Source organism: Thiomicrorhabdus sp. 6S3-12 (assembly GCF_017571475.1).
Classification (GTDB): domain Bacteria; phylum Pseudomonadota; class Gammaproteobacteria; order Thiomicrospirales; family Thiomicrospiraceae; genus Thiomicrorhabdus.
Genome location: NZ_JAGETW010000008.1, coordinates 87422 through 104850, shown reverse-complemented (window position 1 = coordinate 104850; position 17429 = coordinate 87422). Strand labels below are relative to the sequence as shown.

Here is a 17429-nt window from a genome sequence, read left to right as displayed (position 1 = left end):
TCAAAGCTCAAACTTTAAGGCAACCAGCGGCTGACCTCTTCAACCGGTTTGCGTTTAGCATTCTGGGTATTACAGTCACCTTTCAGATATCCCATATAGAGTGCACCGATCAATTCAACCTTATCTCTAGACTCACCCAGCATACGGTAAGTGACATCCGACTGTAAAATCGGTCCGGTACTCCACTGTACACCGATTCCCTGCTGCCAGGCCATCAGCTGAAGATTCTGAATCGCACAGGCACAGGCCGCATAATCTTCTTTTCGCCGTATCTCATCGCTATCCAGTACCTGCCCTACCAGAAGGATCCGCGGAAACTTTTGAAATCTTTCGATAGCTGCCTGATAAATCGATTGATGCGCTTCACTTTGCGGTTCTGCACGGCTGTCTGCTCTCAACTGCGCATAAACTTCGGCCAATTCAGACTGGCTCTGAGCGCCTAAAACCCAAAAGCGCCATGGCTGGGTTAATTTATGATTTGGAGCCCAGATAGCAGCATTTAAACAACGATAAACGGCATCGTCCAGTAGCGGCATGGTTTCTTTCGGGTTAAACAGATAACAAGTTCTGCGGGAAGCGATCAAACTCTGTAACTCTTCGGTATCCATACTCATTCCATGCCCTCCAATCCGTTTTCAGTTTTCTCGATTAAAAAGTTTCTATCAATAATGTCCGCCCATTCTAATGAATTCGGCCAAAAGTAACAGAAGCAGGCGATTTTTTTACCAGCAGAAATGCAAAAATCCGTCTTTCAAAGTATCATGGCAGGCGAAAACTCACAATTTAGCAGCCAACCCTCTGGATAAAGTGTGTCTTTTTGTGGATAAATACGTGTTTTTCTTAAATTCAAAATTTTATCCCCAATTCACCCACTTTTACTCACAAGGGTTATGAAAAAGGCTTTGCACAGCTTAATCACCGGTTAAACCTATGATTAAAAAGCTTTTTTCGCTTTTATCTACAGATATCTTCTGCATAAGAGTAAAGATAATAATGAATATATATTCAAATCTATCTTTTAATAACACTCTTGGTTTACTCACAAGTTTCCTTCTAGATAGGCTCATATAGGATAAAAATCGGACTTATGACATTAAGCGAATTGAAATACATTATTGCTGTCGCCAAAGAGAAACATTTTCGTAAAGCATCGGAAACCTGTTTTGTCAGTCAGCCTACTTTGAGCGTAGCCGTTAAGAAGCTTGAAGAAGAATTAGGTGTTACACTTTTTGAAAGACGTAAGCAGGATGTCATAGTCACGCCGGTAGGTAAAAAGATTATCAGTCTGGCTGAAGAGGTTATTGAACGCACTCAAGATATCAAGACTATCGCTCAGGAATCGCACGGCGATCTTTCAACACAGTTGAAAATCGGGGCAATCTATACGGTAGCCCCCTATTTACTGCCTCAGTTCATTCCTGAATTCAGTAAACAGTTTCCAAGCGTGCCTTTAATGATTGAAGAGAACTATACGCATGTACTGGCGGATAAACTTCAATCGGGTGATTTGGATATTGCAATTCTGTCATTGCCGTTTCAGGAGCCTAATATTGAAACCATGCCACTGTATCGTGAACCTTTTAAAGTCGTGGTTCCAAACTCGCATCCATTAGCTGAAAAAGAAGGCAAAATCGCGATTCATCAGATTAAAAACGAAACCGTGCTGCTGCTTGGCGCCGGTCACTGTTTCAGGGATCAAGTCGTTGAAACCTACCCTAATCTGATGCATATGAATTATCAAAGCGATCGTTTACAGAAAACTTTCGAAGGCAGTTCGCTGGAAACAATCCGTTATATGGTTGCTTCAGGAGCCGGTATTTCTATTTTTCCCTGCACCTCCTTATCCGAAAGAGACGAAAATCTATTCCAGATTCGAGAGTTGGCGCATAAAGATCAAGCCAGTCGCGTTGTCGCTCTAGCCTGGCGCAAAACATTTCCGCGTACTCAGGTTCTGGAAGTTTTCAGAAAAATTATTAAAAATATCAGTCTTCCCTGTACCACACCAATTGAATAAGAAAAGTATTTTAAATTATGAAAAAAACCATACTTTTTGCATTAATCACGTTTGTTCTCACCTCTAAAGTCTATGCGGATCAAAATCCGTCGACCGAGGTTTCTGTAACATCCGAACAGCAGCAAGGGACACAGTCCGAAGCTACGGCGATCAGTTCGTTGGATCCCTATGAATCCTTCAACCGCTCCATGTTCGATTTCAATATGGCTTTTCACGATGCTATAGGACGCCCGTTAGCTAATGCCTATAGAGAGATCCCTCAACCGGCGCGTACTGGGGTAGAAAACTTTTTAAATAACCTCAAGGAGCCTCTATCGGCTTTAAACAGCTTTTTACAAGGCAATATCGAGGATGGTCTTGGCGGGATTATGCGTTTTGCCCTCAACAGTACCTTAGGCTTATTCGGGATTCTGGATATTGCGACCGAAGCGGGATTACCTTCTAAGAACGAAGACTTCGGGCAGACGCTTTATGTCTGGGGCGTTTGGGATAATGCCAATTATCTGGTACTCCCTCTGTTGGGGCCGACAACTACGCGAAATCTTTTCGGCGATGTGACCGAGAGCGTTACCGATCCGACTCAGGTATATGATGCGGCTGATTTTGAGACCGAAGAAAGATTTGCGATCTTTGCCACTTCCGGTTTTGTCGAATACACCAAAATCGCCCCTCTGCTGGATGATCTGCAGAATCAACCGGATCCGTACTACTTCTCCAGAGAGAGTTATATTCAGTACCGTATCGGGCAGATTTATAACGGTAAACCACCTACGCCGGATCTGGACGATTTTGATATCGATTAGAACAAACTCTTGTTCAGGCGATCGGAATCATGGCGTCACTGACCACTTTTCTCAGGACAAAACTGGTGTGGACACCGCTGACGCCGGGAATTTGCGTTAAGTGGTTGAGCAGAAGTTCCTGATAGGCATCCAGATCTTTGACCAGCACTTTCAATTGATAGTCGGCGGTCTGACCGGTTAACAGCAGACATTCGACCACGTTCGGCAGTCTGACGATCGCATCCTCAAACTGCTGAAATCGTTCCGGAGTGTGTTTATCCATCGAAATATGCACCAGCGCCATCAGATCCAAATCCAGTTTTTTACGATCCAGCAGGGTGCGGTATCCCTGAATCACCCCCGATTCTTCCAATGCCTTAAAACGACGCAGGCAGGCCGATGGAGAAAGTCCTATCTGGTCGGCAATTTCCTGATTGCTGAGACGACCGTTTTTTTGCAGCGCATTTAGAATCTGTTTATCGTATTGATCAAATTTCATCACGCTTTACCTATTTTTGAGAATATTATTCTGATTATAGTTTTAAATTGAAATTTAATTGCATAATTAGTTGTTTTGTTTGCATAGGTTGCAATAAAAATGCGTGATCTTGGCAGTAAAATATCCTCAACGTAAAAAATTAATGAGAATATTGTCATGTCGATCAACGCCGTAATGCAGCCAGAAAAATACCGTCGTAACCCGACTCCGAATTTGCCGGATCGCCAGTGGCCTAATAATCAGCTTGAAAAAGCACCTATCTGGGTCAGCGTCGATTTGCGCGATGGAAATCAGGCTCTGGCCAATCCGATGACGGTGGATCAGAAACTGAAATTGTGGCACGAGTTGGTCGATATCGGTTTTAAAACCATTGAAATCGGTTTCCCATCTGCTTCCCAGCCGGAGTTCGACTTTACCCGCCGCCTAATCGAAGAAAACCGTATCCCCGAAGATGTGACGGTTCAGGTTCTGGTTCAGGCGCGCGAACATTTGATCGAGCGTACCTATGAGGCTCTGAAAGGTGTCAAGAAGGCTGTGATCCATGTTTACAACACCACTTCGGTAGTGCAGCGTGAAAACGTTTTCGAGAAATCGAAAGACGAAATCAAAGCCATGGCGGTGCAGGGGGCGAAATGGGTGCAGGAATATGCGCAAAAAGCGTCACTAGCGCATCCTGAGTCGGAATGGGTCTTCCAATATTCTCCGGAAAGCTTTTCACAGACCGAAACGGATTATGCGGTAGAGGTGTGCAAGGCGGTAATGGATGTCTGGCAGCCGACGGTCGATAATAAATGCATTTTGAACCTTCCGGCGACGGTCGAAAGCAACTCGCCGAACCGTTTTGCCGATCAGGTCGAGTATTTCATTCGTAATCTGCCGAACCGCGAAGCGGCGATTATTTCCATTCATACTCACAACGATCGCGGCTGTGCGGTTGCGGCCGCGGAACTGTCGCTTCTGGCGGGAGCGGATCGCATCGAAGGAACGCTTTTAGGGAACGGTGAACGTACCGGGAATATGGATATTGTCACGCTGGCAATGAATCTGTACTCGGAAGGAATCGACCCCGAGTTGGATTTCACCAGCCCGAAAAAGTGGATTGAAGTGGTTGAGGAAGTTACCCAGATTTCAACGCATCCGCGTCATCCTTGGGTAGGCGATGTAGTCTATACCGCTTATTCGGGAAGCCATCAGGATGCGATCCGTAAATGTCTGTTAAAACAGAAAAATGGCCAGCCGTGGAACGTTGCCTATCTACCGATTGATCCGAAAGATATCGGCCGCGACTACGAAGCGATTATTCGCGTCAATTCGCAATCCGGTAAAGCCGGTTCCGCTTTTGTATTGGCGCAGGAATACGGATTGAATCTGCCGAAATGGGTGCAGTTGGATTTTGCTCCGGTGGCACAGAAACTGGCCGAAGAAAAGGGCGGGGTGGTCAGTCATATTGACTTGTTTGAGGCGTTTAAAACGCATTATGCACTAGGTGAAAATAATCATCAGTTGGAAAATTACAAAGTGGATCGCAACGGGGAATCCGAGATGGTTCAGTTGGAAATTTCCGGTGAAATCTGGACTGGGAAGGGGCAGGGCACCCTAAGCGCTCTGTGCGATGCTTATCAGACGAAAACCGGCGCCAGTATCGATGTCATCGACTACTCAGAGCATGCCATGCACCAAAATGCCATGCCGGATGGAAAGGATGCTCAGGCAATCGCTTATGTTTATCTGGATATGCCGGAAGGAAAAAAAGTAGGCATTGCCATGGCGCAGGATACGGTGTCGGCAATGATTCTGGCGGCTTTGAGCGGACTTCAGCGTTAACGCTGTATTTATTTGATCGGCAATTTAACTGACCGGTATCCATTATTCGGGTACCGGTTTTTTTATTTTCAAAAGAAAAAAGAGGCCAGGTCTATTGGTTGTGTCATAGGATGAATTTGCCAGTATGGGCGCACTATCTCATACGGTTAACAACAGTAAGCCGCCAATAGATGGATTCTACTGGCGGTTTTTTATTGGTGAAAAGTGTCACGGTTTTTGCTGAATTTCTGTTTATAAACAAAATTTAAACGTTTTAGTCTGATAATCGCTTTTAAATAAAGACTCCGATTGCACCAAATTGGTGAAATTTCGAGTTAAATCTCATTGAAATAAAGATTTATTGAATTAATCAAATAAAAATCCTTTATTTTTTTATGTTTTTTAGGCAATTTAGATAATGGCTTTAGCGTATTTTTAGGTTGGCATTTAGGAGGCTTCTATGGCACAGCAGGCGGATATCGCTTTAATTGGATTAGCGGTTATGGGTCAGAACCTAGTTTTGAATATGACCGATCACGGTTTTAAAGTCGCGGTCTATAACCGTTCGCGCCAGAAGACGGACGAATTTTTGGCGGCTGAGCCGGATAATGCCAACCTGATTGGCTGTTTTTCGATTGAAGAACTGGTTAATTCTTTGAGTGCGCCGCGCAAGATTATGCTGATGGTCAAGGCCGGAGAAGTGGTTGATCTGTTTATCGAACAGCTTCTTCCGTATCTGGAAGCGGGCGATATCGTTATTGATGGCGGTAACTCTTTGTATACCGATTCGCAAAGACGCACGGAAGCCTTGGCCGAAAAGGGCATTCAGTTTATTGGAACCGGGGTTTCCGGCGGTGAAGAGGGGGCCCGTCACGGTCCGTCGATCATGCCGGGTGGAAATCCGTCCGCATGGCCTTCGGTCAAACCGATTTTTCAGGCCATTTCCGCCAAGGCGGACGGCGCTCCTTGTTGTGACTGGGTAGGCGACGGCGGTGCCGGACATTATGTCAAAATGGTGCACAACGGTATTGAGTACGGCGATATGCAGTTGATTGCCGAATGCTACCATTTGATGCGTTACGGACTGGGGCTGAGTGCCGACGAATGCCAGCAGGTTTTTGCCGAATGGAATCAAGGAGTTCTGGACAGCTATTTGATCGAAATTACCGCAGAGATCCTGAAATTCAAGGATCAGGACGGCGAACCTCTGGTTGATAAAATCCTCGATGCCGCCGGCCAGAAGGGGACCGGTAAATGGACCGGTATCAGTTCTTTGGAGTTGGGAATCCCGGTTACTTTGATTACCGAATCGGTATATGCGCGTTGTCTTTCCGCGCTTAAAGAGGAACGAATCAAGGCGGAGGCGAACTTCGGCGCATCGGCCGAACCGCCAAGTCTGAGCGACGCTGAGAAATCGGAAATGCTGCAGGCGATCCATGATGCTTTATACGCCTCGAAAATCGTCTCTTATGCGCAAGGTTATATGCTGATGCGGGAATCCGCCAAGGAGTTCGGCTGGGAACTGAATTATGGCGGTATTGCTTTGATGTGGCGCGGCGGTTGTATTATTCGCAGTACTTTCCTCGGAGAGATCAAAAAAGCTTACGAAAACGATCCGGAATTGAGCAATTTATTGCTGGCGGATTTCTTCAGTTCGGCACTTAAAAACAGCGCCGATAACTGGCGCAAAGCGGTGATTTTCGCGATTCAGCAACAGATTCCGACCCCGACTCTAAGTTCAGCACTGGCATTTTTTGACGGTTACAAAACGGCTAAACTGCCAGCCAACCTTCTCCAGGCACAACGGGATTATTTCGGAGCCCATACTTACGAACGAGTCGATGCAGCGCGCGGCGAGTTTTTCCATACCGACTGGATCCAGTCCGGCGGTCGAATCAGTTCGACGACCTACGAGGTGTAATCATGCCTGAAGCTTGTACTTATGTGGTTTTCGGTGCGACCGGAAACCTTTCCATGACCAAATTAATGCCGGCGTTTTATCATCTTGAAAAGCACAACCGTTTAACCGATGAAGTGAAGATTCTTGCAATCGGCCGTCGCGACTGGGATCGCGATGAGTGGATCGAAACTGTCAAGGAAGCGGTTATGCCCAAAGCGCGTGGCGGAATCACCGACGAAGTCTGCGACCGCTTCTGCAGCCGTCTGGACTATTTCAAAATGGATATTCTCAATGGGCAGGATTATTTGAAGCTGAAAGAGCATATCGAAGCCAATAACTGGCCGAATAACATGGCTTTTTACCTCTCTTTGGGTCCGGATCAGTTTGCACCGGCCGTCGAGCATCTTGGAGAAGCCAAACTGCTCAGAGAAGACTCGGGCTGGCGTCGTGTCGTGCTGGAAAAACCGTTCGGTTACGATGCCGAAAGCGCCAAGCAGTTGCAGAAGCGCCTTAACAAATATCTTGATGAAGAACAGACCTATCGTATTGACCACTATCTCGGTAAGGGGATGGTGCAGAATCTGATGGTATTCCGTTTTGCCAATCTGATGATGGAACCTTTATGGAATCGCAATTACATCGATCATATTCAAATTACCCACGCTGAAGACAAGCCGGTCGGTACCCGCGCCGGATACTACGATACCAGCGGCGCCATGCGCGATATGATTCAGTCGCATCTGTTACAGCTTCTGGCATTGGTGGCGATGGAACCGCCGGCGTCGATGGAGGCCGAAGCTTTGCGTAATGAAAAGGTTAAATTGCTGCAATCGGTCAGGCCGATTTTAAAGAAAAACGTACATAATCAGGCTTATCGGGCGCAGTATGCGGAGGGATCGGTTAATGGTGAGCAGGTTCCTGCTTATCTACAGGAACCTGGAGTGGATAAAAACAGCGTTACCGAAACTTATGCCGCTTTGAAGCTGTATATCGATAACTGGCGCTGGGCCGGTGTGCCTTTTTATATTCAGACCGGTAAGAACATGCCGAAAAACCGCACCATCGTGGCGATTCGTTTCAAGCATCCTCCGAAACAGTTCTTCCGCGATTCTCAGGTCAAAAAAATGGAGCCGAACTGGATTGTTTTTGGGATTCAGCCGGAAGAGTCGATTCGTATCGAGTTGACCGCAAAACAGCCCGGACTGGAAATCATGACCGAGCAAACCAGTCTGGATGCAACTTTGAAAGGAGATGTGGATACTTCTTACGATGCCTACGAAGAACTGTTGCTGGATGTCATCAAAGGCGACCGTTCGCTGTTTCTGCGTTATGACGAGGTGAAAGCGGCCTGGACAGTGGTTGATCCGATTCTTCAGGCCTGGAGTTCCGAAACCGCATATATCGATACTTATCCTTCCGGAAGTTGGGGGCCGGAAGGGGCTAAAAAGCTATTTGATCACCCGGAACAGTGTTGGCGTTATCACTATACGCCTGAATGCGCTTAGCTGAATTTGAACTAGGGGGATTGATGGCAAATACAGAAATCGAGTTTATTCAGAGCCCCGAGCAATGGCAGTTATATCAGGAAGCCGATGAACTGGTCGAGATTGCCGTCAGGTATATTCTTGATTGTGCTGAGAAGGCGATACAAGCTCGTGACGCCTTTAATCTGGTTCTGGCGGGGGGAACAACGCCTTTGGCTATTTACGAGCGCCTGCTTCAGTTTACCGAACAGGAGGCGCAGTTTTCTAAATGGTATCTCTATTTAGGAGATGAAAGGGTCTTGGCAATCGATGATTCGCAGCGAAACAGTGTTGCAATACGTACCCATTGGTTGGATAAATCACCGATACCGTCCGCTCAGGTCTTTATGATGCCGACGGAGTTAGGGCTTGAAGAGTCCGCCAAGGTTTATCAGGATATGATCGACGGCGTTGAATTTGATCTGGTTCTGCTCGGGATGGGGGAAGATGGACATACAGCCAGTCTGTTTCCGGAGCATCATCTGCAAGAGCATAAAGGTTTGGTCTGTGAATACGACTCTCCGAAACCGCCGGCCAAACGTTTAAGTCTCTCCTATTCGCGCCTTGCTTCGGCGGATTGTGTATTGAAACTGATTACCGGTGCGGCCAAGTACGATGTTACTCAGATGTGGTATCAGAGCCTTAAGATGGGAAGAGTTCCAGATTTACCGATTGCCAAAATATTCGGTCGAAAAGAGACTGTCGTGATGCTGGATCAGAGTGCTTTCAGTATGGGCGAGCAATGAATATTCAGGGCATTCATTAAACTCGGATTTAGATGTTTAATGCGACAAAAGGGTTATAAAAAAACCGGCAAATGAAGTGATTTCATATTGCCGGTTTTTTTATCGAAAAATAAATCGGGAATTATTTTTCTAGGTAAGCGTTTTTGGTATCGATTTTATAAGTCCAGGTATCGACAGGGTTGTTTACTTTCCAACCAGCCTTCATACGCCACTGTTTGTGTTCGCCTTTCTTAACTTTACCGCCTTCGAAGCCGTCAGTCATAATGTAGACGTTTTTATAACCGTACTGGTCAAGCATTTTCGCTGCAGGTTGCGCACGGGTAGCACCTGAACGGCACATAACGACGAAAGGGGTATTTTTATCTGCGCCTAGATCGAAAAGTTTTTCTTCGAATTCAGAGATGAATTTATCGTTGATAACCGATTTATAACGCGGTTTTTTATCATCCACTGCGTTATATTTGAACAAAACTGATGGAATCATAATCTGCGCCATTGGAGTATACCCAACAAACTGCCACTCAGCCGGAGTACGAACGTCAACCAGAATCACGCTGTCGTCTTCTTTCATCCATTTGTAAGTGTTTTCAGCAGTGATATAAAGACCTTGTGGCGTGTGGCGATCCGCTTTTGCTGGTGCTTCAGTTGCCCATTTGCTCGCTTCCACAGCAAAAGATGCAGAAGAGAAAGCGAAGGTCGCAGCCAGCGTGCTGGCAAGTAGTAGTGTCTTTTTCATTAAGTAATCTCCATTGATTTAGTTTATATTTCTAACAAATATGGTAAACAATTTTACATAAGAATTTGCTTAATATTTACTGTTGTCAATATAAAATTTTTATGAAATGAAAAGAATAATGTATTAACTGCAATTTAAAGTCATAACTATCTATGCTAAATAAATTTCAAACAAAATCAGGTAATAAAACAATTTTGAGTTTTTTAATTGTTTTTGTCTTTCTCGCGGTCTCTTTTAGTGCTTTTTCTGCGAATGATATGGTCGCTGTTGAGCTCCAAAATGGAGTCGAACTTGATTGGTTTCAGATGACGATGGGGCTGGCAGGCGGGCTGGCTCTTTTTCTATACGGCATGGATTTGATGGTTCGATCCTTGATGATGGTCGCCGGCGACCAGATGAAAGGGCTTCTGGCTAAACTGACAACGAATCGCGTAATGGGCGCTCTTACCGGTGCAGGAATTACCGCCGTTATTCAATCGTCTTCGATTACCACCGTCCTGACAGTAGGGTTTGTTTCCGCCGGTTTAATGACTCTGACACAGGCGGCCGGGGTAATCATGGGGGCGAATCTCGGGACGACCGTTACCGCTCAGATTGTCGCTTTTAAAGTGACCAACTTTGCGTTGCTGATGATTGCCGTCGGTTTTTTAATGAACTTTGCCGGAAAACTCCATAAAACCCGGGCTTTGGGGCAACTGATTCTCGGTTTGGGTCTGATCTTTTTTGGAATGAATCTGATGAGTCAGGGAATGGCTCCGCTGCGTTCATACCAGCCGTTTCTGGATTTGATGCTGGAGATGCAGAATCCGTTTCTGGCGATTTTGGTCGGTGCTTTGTTTACCGCCTTGATTCAGTCGTCTTCGGCCACCATCGGGATCATTATTGTTATGGCCAGTAACGGCTTTCTGACGCTTCCGGCCGGGATCGCTCTGGCGATGGGCGCACACATAGGTACCACCATTACCGCATTACTGGCCAGTATCGGTAAATCCCGAGATGCGCTCAGAACGGCTTTAGTTCATACCTTGTTCAATGTTTTAGTGACACTTATATGGCTGCCTTTAATCCCCGATTTGGCGCAATGGGCGATCTGGATGTCATCGCATGACCCTGGCGTTAACGGTTCCATGGCGGTTCTGGCGCAGAACGTACCGCGGGAGATTGCGAATGCCAATACACTGATGGTGGCCATCGCTTTGATTGTTTTGCTGCCTTTTGTTCCGATTTTTGTCTGGGCGGTTAATCGTCTGGTTCCCAAGATAGAGGAAGAAAAAGTTTCGATGGACCTTAAACCGGATCATCTGGACGAGAGTTTTATTTCCACGCCGAGTGTCGCCATTCAGGCGGTTACTCTGGAGATCCAGTCCTATCAGAAACAACAGTCTCTGTTTTATAAACGCATGGTTGCTCTGATTTCCGACCCGGATATCAATAAACTCAGTAAAGAGATGGTAAATCTGCAGAAATTCAAAAGCTATCAGCAGCAGATTTTAAGTTATCTGGCGCGTACCGCCCAAGGGCCACTGAGTGATTCGGAACATGGTACCTATACCGAATTGATGCTTATCGTACACGGTTTTGAATCAATGCGAACCGCGATGGAGGATCATATCGTTAAGGTAATCGATCGCATGATTTCGGAAGATATCAAACCCAGTGACACCATGCTGAATCTGGTAGGGCAGTTGACGAACGAAGTTGCCAAATCAATCGATAAGTCCCTGAACAGTCTGCTGGAAAACGATCCCGATTCGGCGATTGAAGTCATGGGCGCGGAATCGAAAATCGAACACTTGATACAGGAAGCGCTCGATCACCAGTTGAAACGTTTCCAGCGTACCGAAAAACGTCTGAGTATTTTCCGCTTTGAAATGGAAATTATTGAAGGTTTCAAACAGTTATACAGTCTGTCGAAACGTCTGGCGCGCGCCGAACTGGGTAAAGCCAATGCGGCTACCAAAGCCGCTCACGGAGAGCAGAAATCGTAATCATTAGAGAGCAAAAAAGTGTTGCCATTGGATAAAAAGCTGTCGGCTGTATGACGAATAGCCGGATGAAAGATCGCTTTCCAGACCGGTGAATTCACTGCCTTTTCGGCCGACAGGCTCCTGCCAGTTGGTTATGATTAAATCGTTATCACTGAGTGAAACCTGTAAATTCAAACTAAGCAGGTGGCTGCCGTCCTGCAGATTGCTGATTAGGGTCGGACTCAGATTCCACAGCGGATCCAGTTCAATCGTCGCCCCCAAAGCGCTATAGAGACGGTTACTGACAAAGGTTTTACCGCTCGATAGCAACAATTGCAACTGCGCAGGGAGTTGTTCGATTTTCGGACGGTTTACGGTTGAGCCATAGCCGTTGTAATAGAGTTCAGCAAAAGCGATCGTCTGCTTGCCGAGTAATTCGAATGAATTCTGCCAGTTTCCCAGAGCGCTGTAATAATGGCGCTTGTGTTCATTGTCGTAACTCCATAAAAAATCCATATTCCAGAGACCGTTCTCGCGAGTAACCGTAACTTCCCATCCGAACAGCTGTTCACGGGCATCTTTGGCAAGAATCCACTGATAATCGGCATTTTGACCGAAGTGATACAGTTTGAAACCGTAGCTGGAAGCGTCGTAGCTCAGTTCTTCCGTTGCCAGTTCACGGCGCGGCAGAATAAACCAGTTGAGTTCGTCACCGTTATTCAGAGAGCGCTGTCCGCTCAGCATATCCAGGCCCGGCTTGTAACTTTTATCGATCTGGTTCGGTGCAAAAGGGTTGATTCGATCAAGGGGGTTGAATACCTGGCCGTTCCCCCAACTCATGACCTGACGTCCGAATTTAATGCTGTAGTCAGACGCATTGTAGGTTGCATTTAAACGATCGAGACGCTGATAGATGAACAGTCGGCCGGAATCTTTAATAATATCGGTCAGATTAAAAAGCTGCGCTCGATCCGGTTGATTGTAATAAGGTGCAAACGTACTTGTTATTGTGTTCAGGTAGGAATCGGAACCGCTTAATTGATAGTCGAGTGCAAAAGTCCATTGATTCTTAAACCACTGCTGTTTTAAACGGCTGTCGAAACTGCCGCCCAGTTTGTCGAACCCGTTTGGATCATTTTGCAAATTTTGCTCGATATCCTGCCAGAAAGCGGCGCCCTTAAAGTGTCCTTCAAGCGCTTTTGACGGTAGAGGGAATGCACCGACCAGGGATAGAGCCAAAAAACTTCTGAAAACCGCTGATTTTAAGGATTTTTCCGAAAGCGCTTTGTTTTCAGTTTTGAATAGAGTCATCATGGATGATTTTTCCGTCAGCCAGTTCGATTCTGCGTTCTGCCGCCTCGATCACTTGAGGATCATGACTGGAAATAATAAACGTCATACCGAGATCGCGGTTCAGTTCATGCATTAACTCCAATAGCTGTTCGGAGTTTTTTGAATCCAGATTGGCCGTTGGCTCGTCGGCAAGAACAATTTTCGGCTCGGCGACAATCGCCCGGGCGATCGCGACCCGCTGCTGCTGGCCGCCTGATAGTTCCGACGGACGTCGGTTCAGCATTTCGCCCAACCCCACTTTTTGCAGAATGGCCTGGCTTTTCGACAGCGCCATTTTGCTGTCCACACCTTGCATCTGCATAATAAAAGCGACGTTTTCCAGAGCGGTAAAGACCGGAATCAGATTGTAAGACTGGAAGATAAAACCGATTTTGCGCAGGCGCACATCGGTTAAGGCGTCGTCGCTGTAATGGCTTAGGGGGTGTTTGTCGAGAAAGACCTCGCCGCTGCAGGGACGATCTAGCCCACCGATCATATTCAGCAGGGTGGTTTTTCCGGAACCGGAAGCGCCGTAGAGGCAGATGAACTCGCCGGAAAATACTTGCAGATCGAGTTGGTCGACCGCTTTAATGACGCTGTCTCCGTCGGCAAAGGTTTTGCACACCTGCTGACATTCAATGACCGGAGCATAATGCATAACGTAAATCCTTTAATGATTATCCAGCGTGTGCTGGCTGGCTTTGAGCCTTTGAATTCGGGTCGCGCGCCAGATCGGAATCATACCGAACAGGAAAAGCCCGCAAAACAGCTGAGTCGTGTTCGTTAGCCAAAGTTCGTAGTCATAGCCTAAAAACAACTGGTGGCTGATGCCGAGCCATGCGGTACCCTCGGCAAGAAAACTCAAATCGATACCCTCCCTCAGGGAAGCGACCAGCGCGATCAGAAGTGTCCAGCTGATGATGATACTGATCAGTAGAACCGCGAGATGTTCCAGAAGCAGAAGACGACGCAGATCGCGGGGTTTAAGCCCGAGAATAAACAGACGCTGCAGTTCGTTTCTTCGCTCATACAGCGACATATAAAGCGTATTAAGCATGGCAAACAGCATCATTATGCCGATCATCAACAACCAGACCCAGTTGAAGTTGTACATCATTTCGATAGAAGCGAAAGCGAAGGGTTGAAGTTCGCGCCAGTTGAGAATTTTCTGTTCCTTGAAAAGAGGACTGATCCGACGCAGTTTTTCCGAAGAAAAATTGGCGTTCTTAACCATTTCCAGAGAGAGCTTTTGCGGACTTTTTACGGCGATTTCACTGATCTCATGCGGCAGCTTAAGCCATTTTTGTGCGCTGGCCAAAGGCATGAAAACCATGCTTTTTTCAATATTCGGATCACTGTGTCGGTAGTTGGCGGTAATGCGCAAACCAATTTCCGCCAGCTTGCCGTCCTTGCCCTGAGTCATCAATACCAGCTTGCGTCCGACGGCAGTTTTCAATCGGTTCAGCAAGGCTTCACCGACAATAATCTGGTACGGCTGAGAACCGTCATCGAACTTTTCGATCAGTTCGGGATAGGAATGGGTAAAACGGCCAATAAACGAGAGCCGCTGCTCGTTCCGTAAATTGACCGCCATAAAATCCACTCCGGTAGTGTCGTATTCGCTCTTGAGAACGCCGGGCAGGTGAATTCTTTGCGCCCAATACAGGCCACTCTGCTCGAGTGCCTGCTGCTGCTCAGGAGAAAATTCAAAACGGTGTTCGATATCGCGGTTCTGTTGATAACCGGGAGCATTAATCTGCCATTGTGCGCCAAGGTTATTCAGTGTGTTGTCGAGCATGGAGTTACTCCACGACAACATCAATGAGTTAAAGAATAGTGTGGTTGCCAGACCGAGAACCGTGACGGTAATCAGTATTGCAGTGCGTTTCGGATAGCGCCACAGATTGCGCCAGGCAAAAATCATAATCGGCCATTGCTGTTTCATCCCAAGCCTCACAGTTGTCTTCCGGTTAGAGGACGAATGCCGGAGAGTTTAAATCGAATCACCACGCTCATAGCCATCCAGGCCATTACAAATACCGCCGGTACAAATCCCATGCTCAAGCCGCTCAACTGCGGATAGAGTGTGCCGCTGATACCGAATTGGGCATACATCTCTTCCATTCCGGGCAGATTAATGCCGACTTGAATAAAGTAGGCGCTGATCGCCACGCCGCCGAGCCAGCCGAGAAGCAAACCGAGCAGAATCAGAAACAGGGTTTCAAGCGCCAGCATGCGGCTGATCTGGTTCGGTTGCATACCCAGCGCGTGCAGTAAAGCGAATTCGTTGTGACGTTCCAAGAGACTCATATAAAGCGTGTTGACGACTATCAGAATCACAATCAGCAACAGAGCGCTGTACCAGAGAAAGGCGCTGGCAATATCCATCTGAATGGCTTGATAAAGGGCGGGCTGGAGATCCTTCCAGTCGCGCCAAAGCAGATTTTCCGGGTAGTTTGTCTGTTGCAGTTGCGCAAAAAGCGTTTTGGCAAATAGATCCATCTGCGGCAGTTTGTCACTTTTCATGACCAGCTGCTGAGCCTGGTTCTGATAAGCAAACAGCTGCTGGAAATCGCTCAGTCGGATCTGCGCCAGCTGTTGATTCAGCTCGGGAATATTCAGATCGAAGGTCCCAACCAGTGTAAAGAGTTCAACGGCCAGGCTGCCGTAAGCATCCTGTCCTAAAAGCTGCAGTTGATCGCCGATTTTCAACTCCAGATAGTCGGCCAGTTGTTTTCCGAGAACGATCGGCATCTTAACCGACTGATCGGCAAAATAATCACCACGGGTGACTTTCTGACTCAGGCTGGACAGCAGTTTTTCCTTATCCACCTGTACTCCGATAATCTGTACAGCGCGATTGCGGGTGTCCGGAAGATTGCTGAGAATGGCAAATGTCTGCGCACGAAATCCGTAAGCGGCGAGCATTTTCTGCCGGTTCAGAATCTGCGGCCATTCTCCGGGAATTTTAAAGCCGTGTTCCAGATTGGGCTGTTCTTTGAAATCCGGGTTCTGCACCTGGGCGAAACCGCTGAGCAGACTGAGGTTCTGCTCTTTCATGGTTTCATAGGTGCCGAACTGGAAGCTGAGCATAAAGACCAGCAGCAGGGTGGTTATGGCGATGGCGCTGACCGTGAGCCAGCTGCGGGTTTTATGGCGCCACAAATTACGCCAGGCCAGTTGTTTGATATTGCTCCGCTTCATGGCTTTTCATCCAGGTCGCTTGCCCGGTCAATGCGCCAGGGTCGTGGCGATTTCAGGCTGCTCAGGCTAAAGATATTATTCGGAAGCCGGAGATCGAACCAGATATTGTCGGTGTGTACTTCAGTCCATTCTTCGGTTTTGCTTAAGGTTTGCATACGCATTACGGTCGGATAGGCACCCAATATACTGTTGCGGATTTCTAGAGTGCTCAGTTCCCGCACCGGTTGCATCGCCTGATCGAAAAAAATCTCTTTGAGGAGCACGCCGTCTTCGCGAATCAGCAGCTCTTCCTTACCCCAGACGACCGGGGCGTTTTCTTTCGGAATCAGTTCCAGACGATAGACGGGCAGCAGCGAACCAAATGAATCCGTTTGTTGAGCGGTAATCGTGGCATGGTAATAACGTAAAATCTGATCGCTTTTGGCCAGATCGTTATAGGAAAAATCCGAGCCCATCCAGGATTGGCTGAGCATGGAATTCGGCAGTTTGGTCACCCGTTGAAGTTTCGGTGTAAAGAGCCACATATCTTCGCCAAGTTTGAGCGTGGCATTACCCGAGTCTTTCGGCGGATAGGTAAAACGCATCAATGAATTATCCAATCCTTCGGTCCAGCCTTCGATGCGCATTTTACGTTCCCATTGCGGGCGGTGAATAATCATCGTGACCTGACTGTACGAGTTTTTACCGCGCCAGCGTTCCAAAGCGTCGGTGATTAAACGCTCGGCGCTCGGCAGGGATTCGGTCGCGCTGATTTCGCTCGCAACCTGTGGTGAATTCTGCGCATGGAGCGGGGTGGCGATAAGCGCTAAAATAAGCGCGCTAAGAATGGAACCTTGCATGGCGACCTCAATATTGGCTTGTGGTTTGACTGCCGTAAATTTCTACTATAACGGTTCCAGCTGTTTTTCACGTGAAACAGATCA

Annotated in this window: 15 protein-coding genes; 7 read left to right on the top strand and 8 right to left on the bottom strand. The window is 47.2% G+C overall.

The annotated features are described in order from the left end of the window. Positions 1–14 precede the first annotated feature (14 nt). On the bottom strand, positions 15–614 hold the full coding sequence (locus J3999_RS10150) for a nitroreductase (RefSeq protein ID WP_243755438.1): 600 nt from the start codon (positions 612–614) through the stop codon (positions 15–17). A gap of 473 nt (positions 615–1087) precedes the next feature. Between J3999_RS10150 and J3999_RS10145 the strand changes: the two genes are divergently transcribed. After that, positions 1088–2014: a hydrogen peroxide-inducible genes activator gene (locus J3999_RS10145; protein WP_208127784.1), complete on the top strand. Its 927-nt coding sequence runs from the start codon at positions 1088–1090 to the stop codon at positions 2012–2014. 17 nt (positions 2015–2031) lie between these two features. After that, positions 2032–2817 carry a VacJ family lipoprotein gene (locus tag J3999_RS10140; RefSeq protein ID WP_208127783.1) on the top strand — a complete coding sequence of 262 codons (786 nt, stop codon included), beginning with the start codon at positions 2032–2034 and terminating at the stop codon, positions 2815–2817. Positions 2818–2830: 13 nt separating this feature from the next. Here J3999_RS10140 and J3999_RS10135 read toward each other — a convergent pair whose 3' ends face one another. Continuing rightward, positions 2831–3295 (bottom strand): Lrp/AsnC family transcriptional regulator, encoded by a 465-nt coding sequence (locus J3999_RS10135; RefSeq protein ID WP_243755437.1) that lies wholly within the window; start codon positions 3293–3295, stop codon positions 2831–2833. 156 nt (positions 3296–3451) lie between these two features. Here J3999_RS10135 and J3999_RS10130 point away from each other — a divergent pair, with 156 nt between their 5' ends. The 4 genes from J3999_RS10130 (at position 3452) to pgl (ending at position 9267) form a co-directional block, all read left to right on the top strand. Beyond that, a complete protein-coding gene (locus J3999_RS10130; protein ID WP_243755436.1) occupies positions 3452–5119 on the top strand; it encodes a 2-isopropylmalate synthase in 1668 nt (555 codons plus the stop codon). A gap of 439 nt (positions 5120–5558) precedes the next feature. Continuing rightward, positions 5559–7019 (top strand): decarboxylating NADP(+)-dependent phosphogluconate dehydrogenase, encoded by a 1461-nt coding sequence (gnd, locus tag J3999_RS10125; protein ID WP_208127781.1) that lies wholly within the window; start codon positions 5559–5561, stop codon positions 7017–7019. Between the two features lie 2 nt (positions 7020–7021). Continuing rightward, positions 7022–8503 carry a glucose-6-phosphate dehydrogenase gene (gene zwf, locus J3999_RS10120; RefSeq protein ID WP_208127780.1) on the top strand — a complete coding sequence of 494 codons (1482 nt, stop codon included), beginning with the start codon at positions 7022–7024 and terminating at the stop codon, positions 8501–8503. 23 nt (positions 8504–8526) lie between these two features. Further along, positions 8527–9267, top strand: a complete 741-nt coding sequence (pgl, locus tag J3999_RS10115) for a 6-phosphogluconolactonase (RefSeq protein WP_208127779.1) — start codon at positions 8527–8529, stop codon at positions 9265–9267. A 121-nt stretch (positions 9268–9388) separates the two neighbouring features. Here the strand turns inward: pgl and J3999_RS10110 are convergent, their stop codons facing one another. Further along, positions 9389–10003, bottom strand: coding sequence for a rhodanese-like domain-containing protein (locus J3999_RS10110; protein ID WP_208127778.1), 615 nt, complete (start codon positions 10001–10003; stop codon positions 9389–9391). A gap of 194 nt (positions 10004–10197) precedes the next feature. Here J3999_RS10110 and J3999_RS10105 point away from each other — a divergent pair, with 194 nt between their 5' ends. Then, complete coding sequence (locus J3999_RS10105; protein ID WP_243755435.1) at positions 10198–11991, top strand: Na/Pi cotransporter family protein; 1794 nt, start codon at positions 10198–10200, stop codon at positions 11989–11991. Positions 11992–11994: 3 nt separating this feature from the next. Here J3999_RS10105 and J3999_RS10100 read toward each other — a convergent pair whose 3' ends face one another. Genes J3999_RS10100 through J3999_RS10080 form a run of 5 tightly spaced genes read right to left on the bottom strand, consistent with a single transcriptional unit; the run spans position 11995 to position 17345 of the window. Further along, positions 11995–13284 carry a hypothetical protein gene (locus J3999_RS10100; protein ID WP_208127777.1) on the bottom strand — a complete coding sequence of 430 codons (1290 nt, stop codon included), beginning with the start codon at positions 13282–13284 and terminating at the stop codon, positions 11995–11997. Next, complete coding sequence (locus J3999_RS10095) at positions 13262–13960, bottom strand: ABC transporter ATP-binding protein (protein WP_208127776.1); 699 nt, start codon at positions 13958–13960, stop codon at positions 13262–13264. Before J3999_RS10095 ends, J3999_RS10100 begins: the two co-directional genes overlap by 23 nt. A 12-nt stretch (positions 13961–13972) precedes the next feature. Beyond that, positions 13973–15247 carry an FtsX-like permease family protein gene (locus J3999_RS10090; RefSeq protein ID WP_208127775.1) on the bottom strand — a complete coding sequence of 425 codons (1275 nt, stop codon included), beginning with the start codon at positions 15245–15247 and terminating at the stop codon, positions 13973–13975. An 8-nt stretch (positions 15248–15255) separates the two neighbouring features. After that, on the bottom strand, positions 15256–16506 hold the full coding sequence (locus tag J3999_RS10085; RefSeq protein WP_208127774.1) for an FtsX-like permease family protein: 1251 nt from the start codon (positions 16504–16506) through the stop codon (positions 15256–15258). Then, the gene (locus J3999_RS10080; RefSeq protein WP_208127773.1) at positions 16503–17345 is read right to left on the bottom strand and encodes an outer membrane lipoprotein-sorting protein; all 843 of its coding nucleotides are present in this window, start codon (positions 17343–17345) and stop codon (positions 16503–16505) included. Before J3999_RS10080 ends, J3999_RS10085 begins: the two co-directional genes overlap by 4 nt. Between the last annotated feature and the right edge of the window lie 84 nt (positions 17346–17429).